Below are 17869 nucleotides of genomic sequence, written 5' to 3' on the forward strand. Positions count from 1 at the left end.
TGCGAGGCACGACCAAGCCACGGCCTGCCCACCATGCCTGCGATTCCCGTCCCGCGCTTCGACCAGTTCTACCGCCACGCCGAACTCACCCGCCTGCTGCAGGACTACGCCGCCGCGGTGCCGCAGCTCGTGCGCCTGCAGTCCATCGGCAAGAGTTTCGAAGGGCGCGACATCTGGCTGCTGGCCATCACCAACCACGCCAGCGGCAGCGACGCCGACAAGCCCGCGTTCTGGGTCGACGGCAATATCCACGCCGCCGAGCTGACGGCCAGCACCGCCTGCCTGTACTGGCTGCACCAGCTGGTCTCGGGCTATGGAGCCGGCGACGCGAAAGTGCGCCAGTTGCTCGATACCCGTGTGGTCTACATGGTGCCGCGCCTGAACCCCGACGGCGCCGAGCTCGCGCTGGCCGACAAGCCGCGCCACATCCGCGCGTCCACGCGGCCCTACCCCTTCGACGAGGAGCCGGTCGAAGGCTTGAGCATCGAAGACGTGGACGGCGACGGCCGCGTGCTGCAGATGCGCGTGCCTGACCCGCATGGCCCGTACAAGAAGCACGCCACCGACGCGCGCCTGATGGTGGCGCGCGAGCCCGGCGAATTCGGCGGCGAGTATTTCCGCCTCATTCCCGAAGGCACGCTGAAGAATTTCGACGGCCTGAGGATCACCGCCAACCCGGACCGCGAAGGCCTGGACCTGAACCGCAACTTCCCGGCCTACTGGCGTCAGGAATTCGAGCAGGTCGGCGCCGGCCCCTACCCCGCCAGCGAGCCCGAGGTGCGGGCCATGGTGGAGTTCATCACCAGCCACCCGAATATCGGCGCGGCGGTGAGCTTCCACACCCACAGCGGCGTCATCCTGCGGCCCATGGGCACGCAGAGCGACGACGACATGACGCCCGAAGACCTGTGGATGTACAAGCGCCTGTCCGACATCGGCGCCAAGCTCACCGGCTACCCCGCCATCAGCATCTTCCACGAGTTCAAGTACCACCCCAAGCAGATCATCACCGGCACCCAGGACTGGGTCTACGAGCACCTGGGGGCGCTGTTCTGGACGGTCGAGATCTGGGCCCCCAACAAGGAGGCCGGCATCACCGACTACCAGTGGATCGAGTGGTACCGCGATCACCCGGTGGAAGACGACCTGAAGCTGTTGAAGTGGAGCGACGAGCAGTGTGCCGGCAAGGCGTACGTGAACTGGTACCCCTTCCGCCACCCGCAACTGGGCATGGTGGAGATGGGCGGTTGGGACAAGATGAACTACTGGCGCAACCCGCCGCCTCATCTGCGCGAGCGCGAGGCCGCGCGCTTCCCGGCCTGGCTGACGCAGATCGCGCTCTCGCTGCCCAAGCTCGAGGTGCTGCGCACGGAAGTGCGCGCGCTGGGCGCCGACACCTGGCGCGTGCGTTTCGCGGTGGCCAACAGCGGCTACCTGCCGGCCTACGTGACCAAGCGCGCGCTGGAACGCAAGACGGTGCGTGGCACGGTCTTCCACATCCACCTGCCCCCCGGTGTGCACATGGTCACCGGCCGTGAGCGGGTGGAAGGCGCGCAGCTCGAAGGCCACGCGCCGAAGAACTCGCAGCAGGCCTTCCTGCCCCACCGCGAAATCACGGGCGACCGTGCCGTGGTCGAGTGGGTGGTGCGCGGGCCGCGCGGCACCGCCATCGCGCTGTCGGCCACGGCCGGCCGTGCGGGCACGGTGCACGCCGAGGTGACGCTGGATTGAGGGCCGCTCAGGCCCGCTCGAACCTGAATACCGCCACGCTGGCCATGAGGTTGGGCCAGCGGCGCACCACGCGCCCGGCCTGCAGGCCGAAGCTGTCGGTCACGGCCAGGCCACAGCGCTGCGCGAGCACGCCGAAATCGGTATAGGTGCCGACGCGGATATTGGGCGTGTCGTACCACTCGTAGGGCAGCGCGCGCGTCACCGGCATGCGCCCGGTGGTCACGCGCAGCCGGTTGGGCCAGTGCGCGAAATTGGGAAAACTGACGATGCCGATGCGGCCCACGCGCGCGGTTTCGCGCAACATGCGCTCGGTGTTGCGCAGGTGCTGCAGGGTGTCGAGCTGCAGCACGACGTCGAAGCTCAGGTCGTCGAAGAGCGCCAGGCCTTCCTCGAGGTTGAGCTGGATGACGTCGATGCCTCGGCGCACGCTGGCCAGCACATGGGCGTCGGCGATCTCGATGCCGTAGCCGCTGCAGCCCTTGTGGTCGCGCAAGTGCGCCAGCAGCTCGCCGCTGCCGCAACCCAGGTCGAGCACACGGCTGCCCGCGGGCACCAGCTCGGCGATGATTTCGAGGTCCTTGCGTTCGCTCACGAGTGCCCCACGCTTTCGGTTGCGATGCGCTCGAAGTACGAACGCATGACCTGGTGGTAGCGCGGGTCGTCGAGCAGGAAGGCGTCGTGCCCGTGCGGCGCGTCGATCTCCGCGTACGACACATGGATGCGGTTGTCGACCAGCGCCTTGACGATCTCGCGCGAGCGCGCCGGCGAGAAGCGCCAGTCGGTGACGAAGCTCACCAGCAGAAAGCCGATGCCCTGGGGTTTGCCGCGCGCCGGGGCGAAGGCGCGCGCCAGATCGCCGCCGTGCTCGCGCGCGGGGTCGAAATAGTCCAGCGCGCGGGTGATCAGCAAGTAGGTGTTGGCGTCGAAGTACTCGCTGAACTTGTCGCCCTGGTGACGCAGGTAGCTTTCGATCTGGAACTCGATGTCCTGCGTGCTGTAGGCGTAACCGATCTCGGTGCCGTCGACCAGGGGCAGGGCGCCCGGTGCGCTGCGCGTGCGGCGCCCGAACCGGGCCTCCATGGCGTCCTCGGCCAGGTAGGTGATGTGGCCGATCATGCGCGCCACGCGCAGCCCGCGTTTGGGCACCACGCCGTGGGCGTAGAAGTGGCCACCGTGGAAATCGGGGTCGGTGATGATGGCGCGACGGGCCACTTCGTTGAAGGCGATGTTCTGCGCCGACAGGTTGGGCGCCGTGGCCACCGCGATGCAGTGGCGCACCCGCTGCGGGTGGCGCAACGTCCAGGCCAGCGCTTGCATGCCCCCAAGGCTGCCACCGACCACGGCCGCCAACTGCCGGATGCCCAGGCGGTCCATCAGCCGGGCCTGCGAATCGACCCAGTCTTCCACCGTCACCACGGGAAAGTCGGCGCCGTATACGCGGCCGTGGGTCGGGTGCAGGTGCATGGGCCCGGTGGAACCGAAGCACGAACCCAGGTTGTTGACGCCGATGACGAAGAAGTGGTCGGTGTCCAGCGGCTTGCCGGGGCCGACCAGGTTGTCCCACCAGCCCAGGCTGCCGTCGGCATGCGTGCCGGCCACATGGTGGCTGGCGTTGAGCGCGTGGCACACCAGCACGGCGTTGCTGCGCTCGGCGTTGAGCGTGCCGTAGGTCTCGTAGGTGAGCCAGTAGTCGGCGAGCACCGCGCCACTCTTCAGCGCCAGCGGCTCGCTGAAGTTCATCTGCTGCGGTGTGACCAGCCCGATGGCGCCCATGGATGGAATATAGCGAGGCCGATGGCCCGGGCGGCTCTGCGGCGGCTGATCGCGCCCGACAACACCCGGCCGGCTATGCCGCGCCCGGCGGCGCGCTGTCGATGAAACTGGACCGGGCGGCGAGCTTGTCGTAGAGCCTTTGCAGGTGGGGGTGCTCGTCGCGCCAGGCGATCTCGGGGAAGCGAAAGGCCAGGTAACCCAGCGCGCAACCCACGGCCACATCGGCCAGCGTGAAGTGGGTGCCGGCGCAATGCGGCTTGTCGCCCAGGCCTTCGGCCATCGCCTTCACGCAGCCCAGCACACGGCTCATCTGGCGGTCTATCCAGGCTTGCGATCGTTCGCCCTCACGCCGACCTTTCCAGGTGGCTTCCAGGCGCGCCAGGATGGCGGCGTCGACCATGCCGTCGGCCAGCGCCTCCCAGGTGCGCACTTCGGTGCGTTCGCGCCCCGAGGGTGGGATGAGCTTGCCCACGGGCGAGAGCGTGTCGAGGACCTCGACGATGACCCGCGAATCGAAGACCGCCTCGCCGCCTTCCATCACCAGGCAAGGCACCTGGCCCAGCGGGGTGATCTTCAGAATGGCGTCGCTGGCCCACACGTCTTCGAGAACGAGCTGGTAGTCGAGCTTCTTCTCGGCCATCACGATGCGGACCTTGCGCACGTACGGACTGGTGAGAGAGCCGATCAGTTTCATCTGTTGCTTGCTTATGGGTCTTGTCCCTGGGGCAAAACCATTCTAGCCAGACGTGTCTGGACGCGTGTCGCGGGCGCTTTCCGACTTCCTTCACAGCGCGATGCCCGGGAGGCGGGCAGGGCGCTTGTCAGGGTCTGGCAACGGGAGCACACTGGGTCGCACGGCATCGCGCCGCCACCCTTGTTTTCCCCCTCCACCCCCTCAACTATCACGACCGGATCTTTCCCCAGCCGGTGGTCGGGCCGCCGGCATTTCGCCTCACCCTCGCAAAGGAGGTTCTGATGAATTTGACGATCAGTGGCCATCACCTCGAAGTCACGCCCGCACTCAGGGAATACGTGCTCACCAAGCTGGAACGCGTGACCCGGCATTTCGATCAGGTCGTGGATGTCACCGTGCTGCTCACGGTGGAAAAGTTGAAGGAGAAGGAGCGCAGGCAAAAGGCCGAGGTGACACTGCATGTCAAGGGTCGCGATATCTTTGTCGAGCAGGCGCATGAAGATCTGTACGCTGCCATCGACCAGCTGATGGACAAACTCGATCGCCAGGTCGTGCGCCACAAGGACCGCACGCAGGATCACCACCACGCCACCGCCAAGCGCGCCGATGTGGGCGTCCAGTAGCCCGCAGTGACCCTGCACCCACGGCCCTTCGGGGCCGTTTTGCATGCGGGCACGCCGCTGTTGCTGCGGCGCCGCAACCCTGGCCGATTCCACCCCTTTCGGGGTCTTTTGCCCGGCACCGCGTGGCGGGGCCGGGGCTATCATCGCCAGCTCACTTAACACCTTCAATTGCTGCGGGGCCAGTGGCACGCGGCAAGAGGAAATGGGCCGATGAACCGTCTCGCCGCGATCCTGCCTGCCAGCAACGTGCTGGTGAATGTGGATGCGACCAGCAAGAAGCGTATTTTCGAGCAGGCGGGTTTGCTGTTCGAGAACCAGCACTCGATCGCCCGGGGCACCGTCACGGACAATCTCTTCGCGCGGGAAAGGCTGGGCTCCACCGGCCTGGGCCACGCGGTGGCCATCCCGCATGGCCGCATCAAGGGCCTGAAGAACCCGCTGGCCGCGGTGCTGAGGGTGAACCAGGCGATTCCTTTCGACGCGCCCGACGACGAACCGGTGTCGCTGCTGATCTTCCTGCTCGTGCCCGAGGCGGCCACGCAAAGGCACCTGGAAATCCTGTCCGAAATTGCCGAGATGCTCTCCGACCGCGATCTTCGCGAGCGGCTGAAGACCGAGGTCGACGCCGCCGGCGTGCACAAGCTCATCGCCGACTGGGAACCGCTCAGGTCGGTGGCGTAAACATGCCCCCAGGCTCGCTGCGTTCGCCACCCCCCGAGGGGGCTCTTGCTGCGGCCCGGCAGAGCCGGATCCGCGCAAGGCCTTGGTCGGGCAGCCGGGCGCTGCGGGTTCGCGCACGGTGAAGCCCAGCTCGATCAGCGCAGAGGCGCTCTTCGAGGCGCACCGCGAGGCGATGCGCTGGGAGTGGATCGCCGGCCACGCCCACCCCGAGCGCCGCTTCGACGAGGCCGCCGTGCTTGCCGCCCGCTCGGCCGCCGACCTGGTGGGCTACCTCAACTACATTCACCCGTACCGGGTGCAGATCGTCGGCCGGCGCGAAGTGGCCTACCTGATGGAAAGCCTGCCCGAGGACCAGGAACGGCGCATCTCGCGCATCGTCACGCTCGAGCCGCCGGTGATCATCGTGGCCGACGACGCCACGCCGCCCGACCGCCTGGTGGCCATGTGCGGGCGGGCCGAGATCCCGCTGTTCGTGACCCGCGAATCGGCCGGCCACGTCATCGACGTCGTGCGCACCTACCTCGGCCACCTCTTCGCCGAGCGCACCACGCGCCACGGCGTATTCATGGACATCCTCGGCCTGGGTGTGCTGCTCACCGGCGAATCGGGCCTGGGCAAGAGCGAACTCGGGCTGGAGCTCATCTCGCGTGGCCACGGCCTGGTGGCCGACGACGCGGTGGACCTGTTCCGCATCAGCCAGACGGCGCTGGAAGGCCGCTGCCCCGAACTGCTGATGAACCTGCTGGAAGTGCGCGGCATCGGCCTGCTCGATATCAAGGTCATCTTTGGCGAGACGGCCGTGCGGCGCAAGATGCGCTTGCGGCTCATCGTGCACCTGGTGCGCAAGGAGACGCTGGAGCGCGAATTCGAGCGCCTGCCCTACGAACCGCTCTTCGAAGACGTGCTGGGCCTGCCGGTGCGCAAGGTGGTGATCGCCGTGGACGCCGGGCGCAACTTGGCGGTCCTGGTGGAAGCCGCCGTGCGCAATACCGTGCTGCAGCTGCGCGGCATCGACACCTACCAGGAATTCGTCCGCCGCCATCAGCTGGCGATGGGGCACGCGGCCGGGAGTTGAAGGGCTTGAAGTGCTGAAGGGCTGAAGGGCGCGGCCCGCCCCCGCGGCTACTTGCCGCGGTGCTCGCAGTCCGGCTTGCTGCAGCGGGCATACAGCGCCAGCGAATGCTCCTGCAGCTCGAACCCGCGCGCGGTGGCCACGGCACGCTGGCGCTGCTCGATCTCGGCGTCGAAGAATTCCTCGACCCGGCCGCAGTCCAGGCACACCAGGTGGTCATGGTGCTGGCCGGCGTTGAGCTCGAACACCGCCTTGCCGGACTCGAAGTTGCTGCGCGAGAGCAGCCCGGCCTGCTCGAACTGCATCAGCACGCGGTACACGGTGGCCAGGCCGATGTCGGCGCCTTCGGTGAGCAGGGCCTTGTAGACATCCTCGGCCGTCATGTGGCGGCGCTCGGCGTGCTGGAAGATCTCCAGGATCTTGATGCGTGGCAGCGTGGCCTTCAGCCCGCTGCTCTTGAGTTCGTCCACATGTGTCGTCATGCCGCTGCCCCGGCGCTGGGCCCGCCCCCGCTAGAATCCGCCCATCATAGCCAGCCAGGCATGATCCGTCTGCGGCCGGTGGCGCATTGCGCGCGCCCTGCAGCCCACGCCCCGAACCGCCCGCCCCAGCGCTGCCGCCCATGCGACGACCGATTTATCTGCTTTGCGCCATGGCCCTGGCCTCCCAGCTTGTGGGCTGCGAAGCGCTGCAACGCACCGACAGCCTGATCGGCTTCATCACGCCCTACCGCATCGACATCGTGCAGGGCAACGCCGTCACCAAGGAGCAGGTGGCCGCGGTCAAGCCCGGCCTGACGCGACTGCAGGTGCGCGACATCATGGGCACGCCGCTGCTGGCCGACCCCTTCCACGCCGACCGCTGGGACTACATCTTCACCTTGCGCCGGGCCGGCGCCACGCCGCAGCGCCGCAGCGTGGTGGTGCACTTCGAGGCCGACAAGGTCAAGTCGGTGGAGGCGCCGGAGCTGCCTTCGGAGCGCGATTTCGTCGCCTCCATCAGCCGCTTCCGTGACCTGCGTGCGCCCAAGCTCGAACTCAGCGAGCAAGAGCGCGCCGCGCTGCCGCTGCCGCCCAAGCGAGAGGCGCCGCCGGTCGAGCCCATGGGCCCGGTGCGCGAGTACCCGCCGCTCGAGAAGACATGAATCTTCCTGCTGCGCAACCCGTTCTCAGGCCTGCGCTCCTCGCCGTACGGGAGTACGGCTGCGGTGCTCGACCTGAGCTCGGGCTGCTCGCGACGAAATCTTCACATCTTCTCTGCCGGCGGGCATGCTGAAGATCGCGGTTGCAGGAGCCTCAGGCCGCATGGGCCGCATGCTCGTCGAGGCCGTGCTTGCCAGCCCCGACTGTGCCCTGGCCGGCGCGCTGGACGCGCCCGGCAGCCCGGCACTGGGCCAGGACGCCGGCGCCTTTCTCGGCCGCCCCACCGGCGTGGCTGTGACCGCCGACCTGCGCGCAGGGCTGGCCGGCGCCTCGGTGCTGATCGACTTCACCCGCCCCGAAGGCACGCTGGCGCACCTGGCCGCGTGCCGCGAACTGGGCGTGCGCGCCGTCATCGGCACCACCGGCTTCACGCCGGCACAGAAGGCCGAGATCACCGCCCACGCGCAGCGGCTGGCCCTGGTGATGGCGCCCAACATGAGCGTGGGCGTGAATGTCATGCTGCGCCTGCTGGAGCAGGCCGCGCGCGCGCTGGGCGAGGCCTACGACATCGAGGTCGTCGAAGCCCACCACCGGCACAAGGTCGACGCCCCCAGCGGCACGGCGCTGGCCATGGGCGAGGTGCTGGCGCGCGCCCGCGGCGTCGATCTCGCCACGCAGGGCGTCTTCACGCGCCATGGCCACACCGGCGAGCGGCCGGCCGGAAGCATTGGCTTTGCCACCGTGCGCGGCGGCGATATCGTCGGCGAGCACATGGTGCTCTTTGCCGGCACCGGCGAGCGCATCGAGATCGCGCACAAGAGCAGCAGCCGTGCCAATTACGCCGAGGGCAGCCTGCGCGCGGCGCGTTTTCTGTCCGCCCCGGGCCGCACGCCCGGCCTCTACGGCATGGATGACGTGCTCGGCCTGCGGGGCTGAAGCCGCCCATGGAAGGCCTGGCGCATTTCTGGGACGCGAGCGACGGCGTCGGCCGCGCCGTGGCGCTGCTGCTGCTCGCCATGTCGGTGGCGGCCTGGGTGCTGATTTTCTGGAAGGGCTGGGTGCTGCGCCGCGCCGACGGTGACATCGCCCGCGCCGTGCCGGCCTTCTGGGACGCGGCCTCGCTGGACGAGGGACGCGTCCGGCTGGCCGCGCTGGACCGCGAGCGCGTGCTGCTGCCGCTGCTGGACGCCACCGTGGCGCAGCCTGCCGCCGGCACGCTGGAGGCCCGCGGCCAGCTCGACTCGCAGCTCACGCGCCGCCTGCGCGACGCCCTGCACCGCGGCCTGGCCCACCTGCAGTTCGGCCAGGTGCTGCTGGCTTCGATCGGCAGCACCGCGCCCTTCGTGGGCCTGTTCGGCACCGTCTGGGCCATCTACCACGCGCTGGTGGGCATCGCCGCAGCGGGCAGCCTCTCCATCGACAAGGTCTCGGGCCCCATTGGCGAAGCGCTGGTGATGACCGCCGCCGGCATCGCCGTGGCCGTGCCGGCGGTGCTGGCTTACAACGTATTCGGCAAGCGCGTGGCGGTGTGCGAGGCCGAGCTCGAAGGCTTTGCGCACGACCTGCGCGAGATGGTGCTGGACGCCACCCGCCCGGAGCGCTGAAGTGACTTTCGGTCGCCTCGAGCGCAACCCCGGCGCGCAGCCGATGAGCGAGATCAACATGACCCCGCTCATCGACGTGATGCTGGTGCTGCTGGTGATCTTCATCATCACCGCGCCGCTGATGACGAGCAGCCTCAGGCTCGACCTGCCCAGGGCCGAAGGCGCGGCGGCCAGCGATGCGCCCGCCTTCGTCGCGCTGGCCATCGACGCGCAGGGCCGTCTGTTCCTTGACGACCAGCCGCTGGACGCCGCCACCGAACGCCCGCAGATCACCGAGCGCGTGCGCCAGGCGGCCCGGCGCGATCCGCTGGCCGAGGTGCAGCTGCGCGCCGACCGCCGCGTGCCTTATGGCCGCGTCGCCGAACTCATCGGCTGGGTCCAGGCGGCGGGGCTCACACGCATCGGCTTCGTCACCGACACTGCGCCCGCCGGCCCGTAGGCCGAAAGTCTCGATCCCGTCGCAGCCGTGCGGCGGCATGTAATCTCCGGGCTCCGCCGCCGACTCACCGAGTGACCCTGGCCCATGACGTTTGAGTCCGAACTCGCCGCCTTGCGCACCCCGCTGCTGCGCTTTGCCAAGATGCAGCTGCGCAACGACAGCCTGGCCGAGGACCTGGTCTCGGAAACCTTGCTGGCCCTGCTGGAGAAACCCGATGCCTTCGAAGGCCGCAGCTCGCTGCGCACCTATGCCACCGGCATCCTCAAGTTCAAGATCATCGACCTGCTGCGCCGGCAGGGCCGCGAGATCGCCATCGAAGTCCAGGCCGACGAGTCGGTGGACGACGCCATCGACGCGCTCTTTGTCGCCGACGGCCACTACCGCGAGCCGCAGCCGGCGTGGCAGCAGCCCGAGCGGGCCCTGGAGCAAAGCCAGTTCTTCGCCGCGCTGCAGGCCTGCATCGAGGGCCTGCCGCCGCGCCTGGCACGGCTGTTCATGATGCGTGAATGGCTGGAGCAGGATATGGCGGATGTCTGCACCGAGCTGGGCATCACGGCCAACCACGCCGGCGTGATGCTCTACCGCGCACGCATGCAGCTGCGTGCCTGCCTGAACCAGGGTTGGTTCGAGGGCCAGCGATGAAGCTCATGTTCGATTGCCAGGAGGTCTCACGCCGGCTCAGCGAGGCGCAGGACCGCCCCCTGCCCACCGCCGACCGGGCGCGCATGCGGCTGCACCTGATGATGTGCCGGTCGTGCCGCAACGTGGAGGAGCAGTTCGACTTCATCCGCCGCGCCATGCGCCGCCTGGGCGAGGACGAGGGCGAGGGCGAAATACCGCGGCGCTGAACCGCCCGCGTGGTACCGGGCGTGGGAGGGGTGGCTGGCGGGCCCCGCGCTCCTAGAATCGACCAATGAACGAGAAGTACGCCCCCGCCGAAATCGAAGCCGCCGCGCAGGCGCATTGGGCCGCCACCGACGCCTACCGCGTCATCGAGGATCCGCGCCGCCCCAAGTTCTACGCCTGCTCGATGCTGCCCTACCCCAGTGGCAAGCTGCACATGGGGCATGTGCGCAACTACACCATCAACGACATGATGGCGCGCTACCTGCGCATGAAGGGCATGAACGTGCTCATGCCCATGGGCTGGGACGCCTTCGGCCTGCCGGCCGAGAACGCCGCCATCGCCAACAACGTGCCGCCGGCGCAATGGACGCGCGCCAATATCGCCGACATGAAGAGCCAGATGCAGCCGCTGGGCCTGGCCTTCGACTGGGCGCGCGAGCTCGCCACCTGCGACCCCGCGTACTACAAGTGGAACCAGTGGTTCTTCCTGAAGATGCTCGAGGCGGGCATCGCCTACAAGAAGACCCAGATCGTCAACTGGGACCCGGTGGACCAGACCGTGCTGGCCAACGAGCAGGTCGAGGACGGCCGCGGCTGGCGCAGCGGCGCCCTCGTCGAGAAACGCGAGATCCCGGGCTACTACCTGGCCATCACGAAGTACGCCGACGAACTGCTCGGCGGCGTCAACGACAGCACCCACCCGCATTTCCTCGAAGGCTGGCCCGAGCGCGTGCGCCTGATGCAGGAGCACTGGATCGGCAAGAGCGAGGGCGTGCGTTTCGCCTTCCCGCACGAGATCCGCGACGAGACCGGCGCGCTGGTGCAGGGCGGGCGCATGCACGTCTTCACGACGCGGGTCGATACCCTCCAGGGCGTGACCTTCTGCGCCGTGGCGCCCGAGCACCCGCTGGCCGCGCTGGCGGCGCGCCGCGACCCGCAGATCGCCGCCTTCGTCGAAGAGTGCATGAGGGGCGGCACCACCGAAGCCGAACTGGCCCTGCGCGAGAAGGCCGGCCGCCCGCTGGGCCTGAAGGTGACGCACCCGCTCACCGGCCAGCCGGTGCCGCTGTGGGTCGGCAACTATGTGCTCATGGGCTACGGCGACGGCGCCGTGATGGGGGTGCCCGCGCACGACGAACGCGACTTCGCCTTCGCGCGCAAGTACGGCATCGAGATGCTGCAGGTCATCCACATCGACGGCGAGCACTTCAGCTACGAGCGCTGGCAGGACTGGTACGCCGACAAGGGCCGGGGCATCACCGTCAACTCGGGCAACTACAGCGGCCTGCACCACAAGGCGGCGGTGGACGCGATCGCCGCGGCGCTGGCCGCTCGCGGCCTGGGCGAGAAGAAGACCACCTGGCGGCTGCGCGACTGGGGCATCAGCCGCCAGCGCTACTGGGGCACGCCGATTCCCATCATTCATTGCGATGCCTGCGGTGACGTGCCGGTGCCCGAAGCCGACCTGCCGGTGATCTTGCCCGAAGACCTGGTGCCCGACGGCAGCGGCAACCCGCTGAACAAGTGCGCGGCCTTCGTCAACGTCGCCTGCCCGAAATGCGGCCGGCCGGCGCGGCGCGAAACCGACACCATGGACACTTTCGTCGACTCGGCCTGGTACTACATGCGCTACTGCTGCCCGGACAGCGACGGCGCGATGGTGGATGCACGCGTTGAAGCCTGGATGCCGATGGACCAGTACATCGGCGGCATCGAGCACGCCGTGCTGCACCTGCTCTACGCGCGTTTCTGGACCAAGGCCATGCGCGATATCCAGGTGGCCGGCCCGGACGGCCGGATGAGCGGCCTGGTGAGTTTCAGCGAGCCCTTCCGCAAGCTGTTCACGCAGGGCATGCTGCTCAACGAATCCTTCTACCGCGAGGACGAATCCGGAAAGCGCCACTGGTACTACCCCAGCGAGGTCGAGGTCCAGTACGACGACCGCGGCCACCCCAGCGGTGCCACGGCCAGGGCTGACGGCCAGCCGGTGATGCTGGGGGGCATCGAGAAGATGTCCAAGAGCAAGAACAACGTCGTCGAGCCCAAGGACATCATCGCCAGGTTCGGCGCCGATACCGCGCGCGTGTTCACCATGTTTGCCGGCCCGCCCGACCAGAGCGCCGCCTGGTCGGATTCCGGCGCCGAGGGCAGCTTCCGCTTCCTGCGCCGGCTCTGGGCCACGGGCGTGAAGCTGGCGCCGCGCCTGGCGGCGCTTCACGGCCCAGTCCTCGGAGTCGCTTCGTTCCATGGGGCGAGTGCCGCCGCGGCCACCCTGCGCCGCGAGATGCACCTGCTGCTGCGCCAGGTGAGCCACGACTACGACCGGCTGCAATACAACACCGTGGTCTCGGGGGCGATGAAGATGCTCAACGCGGTGGAAGACGCGAAGCTCGCCGACACCCCGGCCGACACCGCCGTGCTGCGCGAGGCGCTGGGCCTCCTGTTGCGCTCGCTCTACCCGGCGGCGCCGCACATCACGCATGCGCTGTGGCGCTCGCTGGGCTTGCGCAGCGCGCTGGGCGAGATCATCGACGCACCCTGGCCGCAGGTCGACGAGGCCGCATTGCTGCGCGACGAGATCGAGCTCGTGCTGCAAGTCGGCGGCAAGATGCGCGGCAGCATTCGCGTGCCGGCTGCGGCCGAGCGCAGCGCCATCGAGGCCGCGGCGCTGGCCAGCCCCGAGTTCATCCGCTTCGCCGAAGGCCGGCCGGCAAAGAAGGTGGTGGTGGTGCCGGGCCGGCTGGTCAATGTCGTCGTCTGACGCACCCGCCGCAGCGGCCGACCTGGCCGGCCTGGCGCGGCCCCTGACGCCGCCGCCGCGCCGTGCCTGCCTGGCTGCGCTGGCCACCCTGGCCACCCTGGCCATCGGCGGCTGCGGGTTCGAGCTGCGCCGGCCGCCGCGCCTGTCCTTCGGCAGCATCGCGCTCGAAGGCTTTGCGCCGCGCTCGCCACTGGCCGAGGAGTTGCGCCGCCATCTCACGCAGCAGGTGCGCGTGCTGGACACGCCGGCCAAGGCCGAGGTCGTGCTGCGCTCGCTGCTCGATGTGCGCGAGCGCAGCGTCGTGGCCTCGACCTCGGCGGCGCAAGTGCGCGAAATGCAGCTGCGGCTGAAGTTCCACTTCCGCGCCCACACGCCGGGGGGTCGCGAGCTGATCCCGCGCGTCGAGTTGCTGCTCTCGCGCGACCTCAGCTACAGCGAGACCTTTGCCCTGGCCAAGGAATACGAAGAGGCCGAGCTGTTCCGCGAGATGCAGGCCGACCTGGTGTCGCAGGTGCTGCGTCGGCTGGCTGCGGTGGGGGTCTAGATGCAGATCCGCCCCGACCAGCTCGACGCCCATCTCGGCCGCGGGCTCAAGCCGCTCTACACCATTCACGGCGACGAGCCGCTGCTGGCGCAGGAGGCGGCCGATGCCATCCGCGCCGCGGCGCGGGCTGCGGGCTACGGTGAACGCAAGGTATTCACCGTCAGCGGCGCGCACTTCGACTGGAGCGCCGTGCTCGGGGCGGCGCAGGCCATGAGCCTGTTTGCCGAACGCCAGCTCATCGAGATCCGCATCCCCACGGGCAAGCCCGGCAAGGAGGGCTCCGAGGCGCTGCAGCGCTACTGCGGGCAACTCTCCGAGGACGTGCTCACGCTGGTGCAGCTGCCGCGGCTGGACTTCCAGCAAAGCAAGGCCGCGTGGTTTGCGGCGCTGGACGCCGCCGGCCTGACGCTGCGCGTCGAGACGCTGGAGCGCAAGGTGCTGCCGGCCTGGCTGGCGCAGCGGCTGGCGCGCCAGGGCCAGCGCGTGCAGCCCGGCGACGAAGGGCAGCGCACGCTGGCGTTCTTTGCCGACCGCATCGAGGGCAACCTGCTCGCCGCACACCAGGAAATGCAGAAGCTCGCGCTGCTGCACCCGAGCGGCGAACTGAGCTTCGAGCAGGTGGAGGCCGCCGTGCTGAACGTCGCGCGCTATGACACACCCAAGCTCGCCGAGGCGGTGTGGAGCGGCCAGCTGGCGCGTGCGCTGCGCATGCTCGACGGCCTGCGCGCCGAAGGCGTGGCACCGGTGCTCGTGCACTGGACGCTGGCCGAGGACATGCGTGCGCTTGCGCGCGGCCGCGCGGCGCTGGACGAGGGCAAGCCGCTGCCGCTGGCGCTGAAGGAGGCGCGCGTCTGGGGCCTCAAGGAGCGGCTCTTCGAACGCCTGCTGCCGACCCTGGACGACCCCCAGATGGCGCATCTGCTGGAAGCGGCCAGCCTGTGCGACGGCATCGTCAAGGGTCTGAAGCACCCGGAGTGGCCGCACGAACCCTGGGCCGCGCTGCGCCGCTTGATGCTGATGGCCATCGAGCTGCAGCCGGTGGCCGGCGCGCCGCCTGCGCCGCGCCGGCTGGCCCTTCAATAGCCGCGTGGCGCTTGCACCAAGTGCGCCAGCGCGCCGCCGTCGCGCGCCGCGCGCAGGTTGGCCGCCGCCACGGCGGCCGCGCTGCGCGGGTCGGTCAGTGCCGCGGCGTGGGGCAGCAGCGTGACGCGAAGGTGCTGCCAGAACGCGTGCGTGGCGGGCAGCGGCTCGGTGTGGAAGACGTCGAGCACGGCGTGGCGAAGGTGCCCGCTGTCCAGCGCCGCCAGCAAGTCGGCATCGACCACGTGGGCGCCACGGGCGAGGTTGACGACCGAGGCGTGGGCCGGCAACGCGGCGAAGAAGCGCACGTCGAGAAGACCCCGCGTGTGGGGCGTGAGCGGCAAGAGGTTGACCACGATCTCGGCCTGCGCCAGCAGCGGCACCAGCGCCCCACCGTCACGCCGCCAGCCCTGCACGCGGTAGCCCTGCTGCGCGACGCGCTGGGCCGCCGCGCGGCCCATCTCGCCCTGGCCCAGCACGAGCACGTTCACCTCGTCGGCGCGGCGCTGGGCGTGGGCACGCCACAGGCCTTCGCGCTGGCGCCGGGCATAGGCGAAGAAGCCGCGGTGCAACGAGAGCACCGCCCACAACGCGGTCTCGGCCATCGCGGCGGTCATGGCCGGGTCCACCATGCGTGCGATGGGCACGCCCGCGGGCAGCGTGGCGTCGGCCAGCAGCCGGTCCACGCCGGCCCACAGGCTCTGGATCAGCTTGAGATGGGGGAGGCCCTGCAGGCTGCCCGGGGGCGGGTTGGCCACCACCGCGGCCTGCACCGCATCGGCCTGCGTGCGGGCCTGCGCGAGGTCCAGCCAGACCGCCTCGGGCATCGCTTGCGCCAACGCCGATTGCCAGGTGCGCCACTCGGTGGCGCCGAGCTCGCCGCACAGCAGCACCTTCATGCGCGCGCGGCCTGCAGCAGGCGCTGCAGCGCGGCCCGCACCGCGGCGTGGCGCACGGCGCTGCGCTCGCCGGGCAGCTGCAGGCGTTCGGCCCACACGGCCTCGGCCGTGGCCCAGGCCAGCCAGACCGTGCCCACCGGCTTGCCCGGCACGGCCCCCGCCGGCCCGGCGATGCCGGTGACGGCCACCGCGAGCTGCACCGGCGCGTGCTGCAGCGCGCCCTGCACCATGGCGCGCGCCACGGCCTCGCTCACCGCACCGTGCGACTCGATCAGCGCGGCCGGCACGCCCAGCATGGCCGTCTTGGCCTCGTTGCTGTAGGTGACGAAGCCGCGCTCGAACCAGTCGCTGGAGCCCGCCACCGTGGTGCAGGCCGCAGCGATGAGGCCGCCGGTGCAGCTCTCCGCCGTGGCCATGCGCCAGGCGCGCACGCGCAGGGCCTGCGCGAGATCCCGCACCAGCGGCGCCAGCGCTTTCAGATCTTCCACAGCGTGATCCACAAGGCGAGCAGCAGCAGCGCGCAGCCGGCCGCCACCAGGTCGTCGAAGAGGATGCCCAGGCCCTGGCGCCAGCCGATGGCCTGGCCCGCCTTCAATTTGAACAGCCGGTCGGCCCAGCCCACCGGGCCGGGCTTGGCGGCGTCGAAATAGCGGAAGAGAACGAAGGCGGCCAGCTGCATCCAGAAGTCGCAGGGCATGAGCAGCCACAGCATGATCCAGAACGCCACGACTTCGTCCCAGACGATGGCGCCGGGGTCGGCCACGCCGAGGTGCCGTGCGGTCAGCGTGCAGGCCCACAGGCCCGCGGCGAGTGAGGCCGCGATGACCACTGCCCACTGCAGCTCGCCCAGCCAGCGGTCGAGCACGATGAAAGCCAGCCAGGCCCACAGCGTGCCCACGGTGCCCGGCGCGCGTGGCGACAGGCCGCTGCCGAAGCCCAGCGCCAGCCAGTGCGCCGGGTGGCGCAGCATGAAGCTGGCGCTGGCCCCCGTCGTGCTCATTCCTTGAAGTGGTCGAAACTGTGGAAGGGGACTTCGATCGCGCGACCCTGGCCGTCCCGCACCCGCAGGCCGCGCTCGCCGGTGATGGTGCCGCAGCGCGTGACCGCTACACCGGCCGCGGCGCCCGCGGCGCGAACCGCGGCGGCCTGGCCGGGCGGGGCGGTGAAGAGCAACTCGTAGTCGTCGCCGCCACCCAGCACGCACTCGTGTTGCAGCGCCACCGGCTGCGCGGCAAGCACGCTGCTGCGCGGCAGGGTGTCCACATCGACCGTGGCGCCCACGCCCGAGCGCTGCAGCACATGACCGAGGTCGCCCAGCAGGCCGTCGCTGAGGTCGATGGCGGCGCTGGCCACGCCGCGCAGTGCCCGCCCCAGCGCCACGCGCGGCTGGGGCAGCTCCATGGCGCGGCGCACGGCATCGAGTTCCCCGCCGGGCAGGGCGACGCGGCCGCGGAAGACCTCCAGCGCCAGCCGCGCATCGCCCAGGGTGCCGCTGACCCAGAGATCGTCGCCCGGTTTTGCGCCGCTGCGCAGCAGGGCCTGGCCGGGCGGCACCTGGCCGAAGACGGTGATGCACAGGTTCAGCGGCCCGGCCGTGGTGTCGCCGCCCACCAGTTCGATGTCGTGCGCATCGGCCAGCGCGAAGAGGCCTTGCGCCAGGGGGGCCAGGAAGCGGTCGTCGGCACGTGGCAAGGCCAGCGCCAGCGTGAAGGCCAGCGGTTCGGCGCCGCAAGCGGCCAGGTCGCTGAGGTTTACCGCCAGCGCCTTGTGGCCCAGGCGATCGGGCGGCACGGTGGAGAGGAAGTGACGGCCTTCGACGAGCATGTCGCAGGACACCGCCAGCTGCATGCCCGGCGCCACCTTGAGCAGCGCGCAGTCGTCGCCCACGCCCAGCGCGGCGCGCCGCACCGGCCGAGTGAAGTACCGGGCAATGAGTTCGAACTCACCGCTCATCGGGCCCCCTTGGCGCTGCGCGCCGTC

General features: G+C 69.9%; 21 protein-coding genes. 13 read left to right on the top strand and 8 right to left on the bottom strand.

Annotated features, from left to right (window positions below):
• Positions 1–33: 33 nt before the first annotated feature.
• Positions 34–1731 (top strand): M14 family metallopeptidase, encoded by a 1698-nt coding sequence (locus tag Q8K49_RS02765; protein ID WP_305303896.1) that lies wholly within the window; start codon positions 34–36, stop codon positions 1729–1731.
• Between the two features lie 7 nt (positions 1732–1738).
• On the opposite strand, the gene metW is transcribed toward Q8K49_RS02765, so the two are convergent.
• The 3 genes from metW to Q8K49_RS02780 all read right to left on the bottom strand — a co-directional run bounded on the left by metW (position 1739) and on the right by Q8K49_RS02780 (position 4198).
• Positions 1739–2323 (bottom strand): methionine biosynthesis protein MetW, encoded by a 585-nt coding sequence (gene metW, locus Q8K49_RS02770; protein ID WP_305303897.1) that lies wholly within the window; start codon positions 2321–2323, stop codon positions 1739–1741.
• Positions 2320–3504, bottom strand: coding sequence for a homoserine O-acetyltransferase (locus tag Q8K49_RS02775; RefSeq protein WP_305303898.1), 1185 nt, complete (start codon positions 3502–3504; stop codon positions 2320–2322). The genes metW and Q8K49_RS02775 overlap by 4 nt, the downstream gene beginning before the upstream one ends.
• A 73-nt stretch (positions 3505–3577) precedes the next feature.
• The gene (locus Q8K49_RS02780) at positions 3578–4198 is read right to left on the bottom strand and encodes a glutathione S-transferase family protein (RefSeq protein ID WP_305303899.1); all 621 of its coding nucleotides are present in this window, start codon (positions 4196–4198) and stop codon (positions 3578–3580) included.
• A gap of 281 nt (positions 4199–4479) precedes the next feature.
• Here Q8K49_RS02780 and hpf point away from each other — a divergent pair, with 281 nt between their 5' ends.
• The 3 genes from hpf (at position 4480) to hprK (ending at position 6577) form a co-directional block, all read left to right on the top strand.
• Entirely contained in the window at positions 4480–4821 is a 342-nt protein-coding gene (gene hpf / locus Q8K49_RS02785; RefSeq protein WP_305303900.1) for a ribosome hibernation-promoting factor, HPF/YfiA family, read from the top strand.
• 210 nt (positions 4822–5031) lie between these two features.
• Positions 5032–5502 carry a PTS sugar transporter subunit IIA gene (locus tag Q8K49_RS02790; protein WP_305303901.1) on the top strand — a complete coding sequence of 157 codons (471 nt, stop codon included), beginning with the start codon at positions 5032–5034 and terminating at the stop codon, positions 5500–5502.
• Between the two features lie 118 nt (positions 5503–5620).
• Complete coding sequence (gene hprK / locus Q8K49_RS02795) at positions 5621–6577, top strand: HPr(Ser) kinase/phosphatase (RefSeq protein ID WP_305303902.1); 957 nt, start codon at positions 5621–5623, stop codon at positions 6575–6577.
• Between the two features lie 47 nt (positions 6578–6624).
• Here hprK and fur read toward each other — a convergent pair whose 3' ends face one another.
• Entirely contained in the window at positions 6625–7056 is a 432-nt protein-coding gene (gene fur, locus Q8K49_RS02800) for a ferric iron uptake transcriptional regulator (protein WP_370867718.1), read from the bottom strand.
• Positions 7057–7196: 140 nt separating this feature from the next.
• Here fur and Q8K49_RS02805 point away from each other — a divergent pair, with 140 nt between their 5' ends.
• The 9 genes from Q8K49_RS02805 (at position 7197) to holA (ending at position 14993) form a co-directional block, all read left to right on the top strand.
• Entirely contained in the window at positions 7197–7718 is a 522-nt protein-coding gene (locus Q8K49_RS02805) for an outer membrane protein assembly factor BamE (RefSeq protein WP_305303904.1), read from the top strand.
• A gap of 124 nt (positions 7719–7842) precedes the next feature.
• Positions 7843–8652: a 4-hydroxy-tetrahydrodipicolinate reductase gene (dapB, locus tag Q8K49_RS02810; protein ID WP_305303905.1), complete on the top strand. Its 810-nt coding sequence runs from the start codon at positions 7843–7845 to the stop codon at positions 8650–8652.
• 8 nt (positions 8653–8660) lie between these two features.
• Positions 8661–9320 (top strand): MotA/TolQ/ExbB proton channel family protein, encoded by a 660-nt coding sequence (locus Q8K49_RS02815; protein ID WP_305303906.1) that lies wholly within the window; start codon positions 8661–8663, stop codon positions 9318–9320.
• Between the two features lies 1 nt (position 9321).
• A complete protein-coding gene (locus Q8K49_RS02820; protein WP_305303907.1) occupies positions 9322–9759 on the top strand; it encodes a biopolymer transporter ExbD in 438 nt (145 codons plus the stop codon).
• 84 nt (positions 9760–9843) lie between these two features.
• The gene (locus Q8K49_RS02825; protein WP_305303908.1) at positions 9844–10401 is read left to right on the top strand and encodes a sigma-70 family RNA polymerase sigma factor; all 558 of its coding nucleotides are present in this window, start codon (positions 9844–9846) and stop codon (positions 10399–10401) included.
• The gene (locus tag Q8K49_RS02830; protein WP_305303909.1) at positions 10398–10607 is read left to right on the top strand and encodes a zf-HC2 domain-containing protein; all 210 of its coding nucleotides are present in this window, start codon (positions 10398–10400) and stop codon (positions 10605–10607) included. The genes Q8K49_RS02825 and Q8K49_RS02830 overlap by 4 nt, the downstream gene beginning before the upstream one ends.
• A gap of 65 nt (positions 10608–10672) precedes the next feature.
• Positions 10673–13366 carry a leucine--tRNA ligase gene (gene leuS / locus Q8K49_RS02835; RefSeq protein ID WP_305303910.1) on the top strand — a complete coding sequence of 898 codons (2694 nt, stop codon included), beginning with the start codon at positions 10673–10675 and terminating at the stop codon, positions 13364–13366.
• Positions 13353–13910: an LPS assembly lipoprotein LptE gene (lptE, locus tag Q8K49_RS02840; protein WP_305303911.1), complete on the top strand. Its 558-nt coding sequence runs from the start codon at positions 13353–13355 to the stop codon at positions 13908–13910. Before leuS ends, lptE begins: the two co-directional genes overlap by 14 nt.
• Positions 13911–14993, top strand: coding sequence for a DNA polymerase III subunit delta (gene holA / locus Q8K49_RS02845; protein ID WP_305303912.1), 1083 nt, complete (start codon positions 13911–13913; stop codon positions 14991–14993). It abuts the gene before it with no gap.
• On the opposite strand, the gene Q8K49_RS02850 is transcribed toward holA, so the two are convergent.
• From Q8K49_RS02850 to thiL, 4 genes are read right to left on the bottom strand one after another with little or no spacing between them, the layout of a single operon-like run.
• Positions 14987–15889: an NAD(P)-dependent oxidoreductase gene (locus Q8K49_RS02850; RefSeq protein ID WP_305303913.1), complete on the bottom strand. Its 903-nt coding sequence runs from the start codon at positions 15887–15889 to the stop codon at positions 14987–14989. The two genes, holA and Q8K49_RS02850, sit on opposite strands and share 7 nt — an antisense overlap.
• Complete coding sequence (locus Q8K49_RS02855) at positions 15886–16377, bottom strand: CinA family protein (protein ID WP_305303914.1); 492 nt, start codon at positions 16375–16377, stop codon at positions 15886–15888. The genes Q8K49_RS02850 and Q8K49_RS02855 overlap by 4 nt, the downstream gene beginning before the upstream one ends.
• On the bottom strand, positions 16365–16889 hold the full coding sequence (locus Q8K49_RS02860; protein ID WP_305303915.1) for a phosphatidylglycerophosphatase A: 525 nt from the start codon (positions 16887–16889) through the stop codon (positions 16365–16367). The genes Q8K49_RS02855 and Q8K49_RS02860 overlap by 13 nt, the downstream gene beginning before the upstream one ends.
• Positions 16886–17842, bottom strand: a complete 957-nt coding sequence (thiL, locus tag Q8K49_RS02865) for a thiamine-phosphate kinase (protein ID WP_305303916.1) — start codon at positions 17840–17842, stop codon at positions 16886–16888. Before thiL ends, Q8K49_RS02860 begins: the two co-directional genes overlap by 4 nt.
• Positions 17843–17869: the final 27 nt, after the last annotated feature.

The organism is Brevundimonas sp., from assembly GCF_030682035.1.
GTDB lineage: Bacteria > Pseudomonadota > Alphaproteobacteria > Caulobacterales > Caulobacteraceae > Brevundimonas.

What these genes read in the sequence shown, in the direction of transcription:
- Q8K49_RS02765 (WP_305303896.1), top strand. Translation starts at nt 34, where the DNA reads ATGCCTGCGATTCCCGTCCCGCGCTTCGACCAGTTCTACCGCCACGCC.
- Q8K49_RS02775 (WP_305303898.1), bottom strand. Translation starts at nt 3,504, where the DNA reads ATGGGCGCCATCGGGCTGGTCACACCGCAGCAGATGAACTTCAGCGAG.
- Q8K49_RS02780 (WP_305303899.1), bottom strand. Translation starts at nt 4,198, where the DNA reads ATGAAACTGATCGGCTCTCTCACCAGTCCGTACGTGCGCAAGGTCCGC.
- hpf (WP_305303900.1), top strand. Translation starts at nt 4,480, where the DNA reads ATGAATTTGACGATCAGTGGCCATCACCTCGAAGTCACGCCCGCACTC.
- Q8K49_RS02790 (WP_305303901.1), top strand. Translation starts at nt 5,032, where the DNA reads ATGAACCGTCTCGCCGCGATCCTGCCTGCCAGCAACGTGCTGGTGAAT.
- fur (WP_370867718.1), bottom strand. Translation starts at nt 7,056, where the DNA reads ATGACGACACATGTGGACGAACTCAAGAGCAGCGGGCTGAAGGCCACG.
- Q8K49_RS02805 (WP_305303904.1), top strand. Translation starts at nt 7,197, where the DNA reads ATGCGACGACCGATTTATCTGCTTTGCGCCATGGCCCTGGCCTCCCAG.
- dapB (WP_305303905.1), top strand. Translation starts at nt 7,843, where the DNA reads ATGCTGAAGATCGCGGTTGCAGGAGCCTCAGGCCGCATGGGCCGCATG.
- Q8K49_RS02815 (WP_305303906.1), top strand. Translation starts at nt 8,661, where the DNA reads ATGGAAGGCCTGGCGCATTTCTGGGACGCGAGCGACGGCGTCGGCCGC.
- Q8K49_RS02825 (WP_305303908.1), top strand. Translation starts at nt 9,844, where the DNA reads ATGACGTTTGAGTCCGAACTCGCCGCCTTGCGCACCCCGCTGCTGCGC.
- Q8K49_RS02830 (WP_305303909.1), top strand. Translation starts at nt 10,398, where the DNA reads ATGAAGCTCATGTTCGATTGCCAGGAGGTCTCACGCCGGCTCAGCGAG.
- leuS (WP_305303910.1), top strand. Translation starts at nt 10,673, where the DNA reads ATGAACGAGAAGTACGCCCCCGCCGAAATCGAAGCCGCCGCGCAGGCG.
- lptE (WP_305303911.1), top strand. Translation starts at nt 13,353, where the DNA reads ATGTCGTCGTCTGACGCACCCGCCGCAGCGGCCGACCTGGCCGGCCTG.
- holA (WP_305303912.1), top strand. Translation starts at nt 13,911, where the DNA reads ATGCAGATCCGCCCCGACCAGCTCGACGCCCATCTCGGCCGCGGGCTC.
- Q8K49_RS02850 (WP_305303913.1), bottom strand. Translation starts at nt 15,889, where the DNA reads ATGAAGGTGCTGCTGTGCGGCGAGCTCGGCGCCACCGAGTGGCGCACC.
- Q8K49_RS02860 (WP_305303915.1), bottom strand. Translation starts at nt 16,889, where the DNA reads ATGAGCACGACGGGGGCCAGCGCCAGCTTCATGCTGCGCCACCCGGCG.
- thiL (WP_305303916.1), bottom strand. Translation starts at nt 17,842, where the DNA reads ATGAGCGGTGAGTTCGAACTCATTGCCCGGTACTTCACTCGGCCGGTG.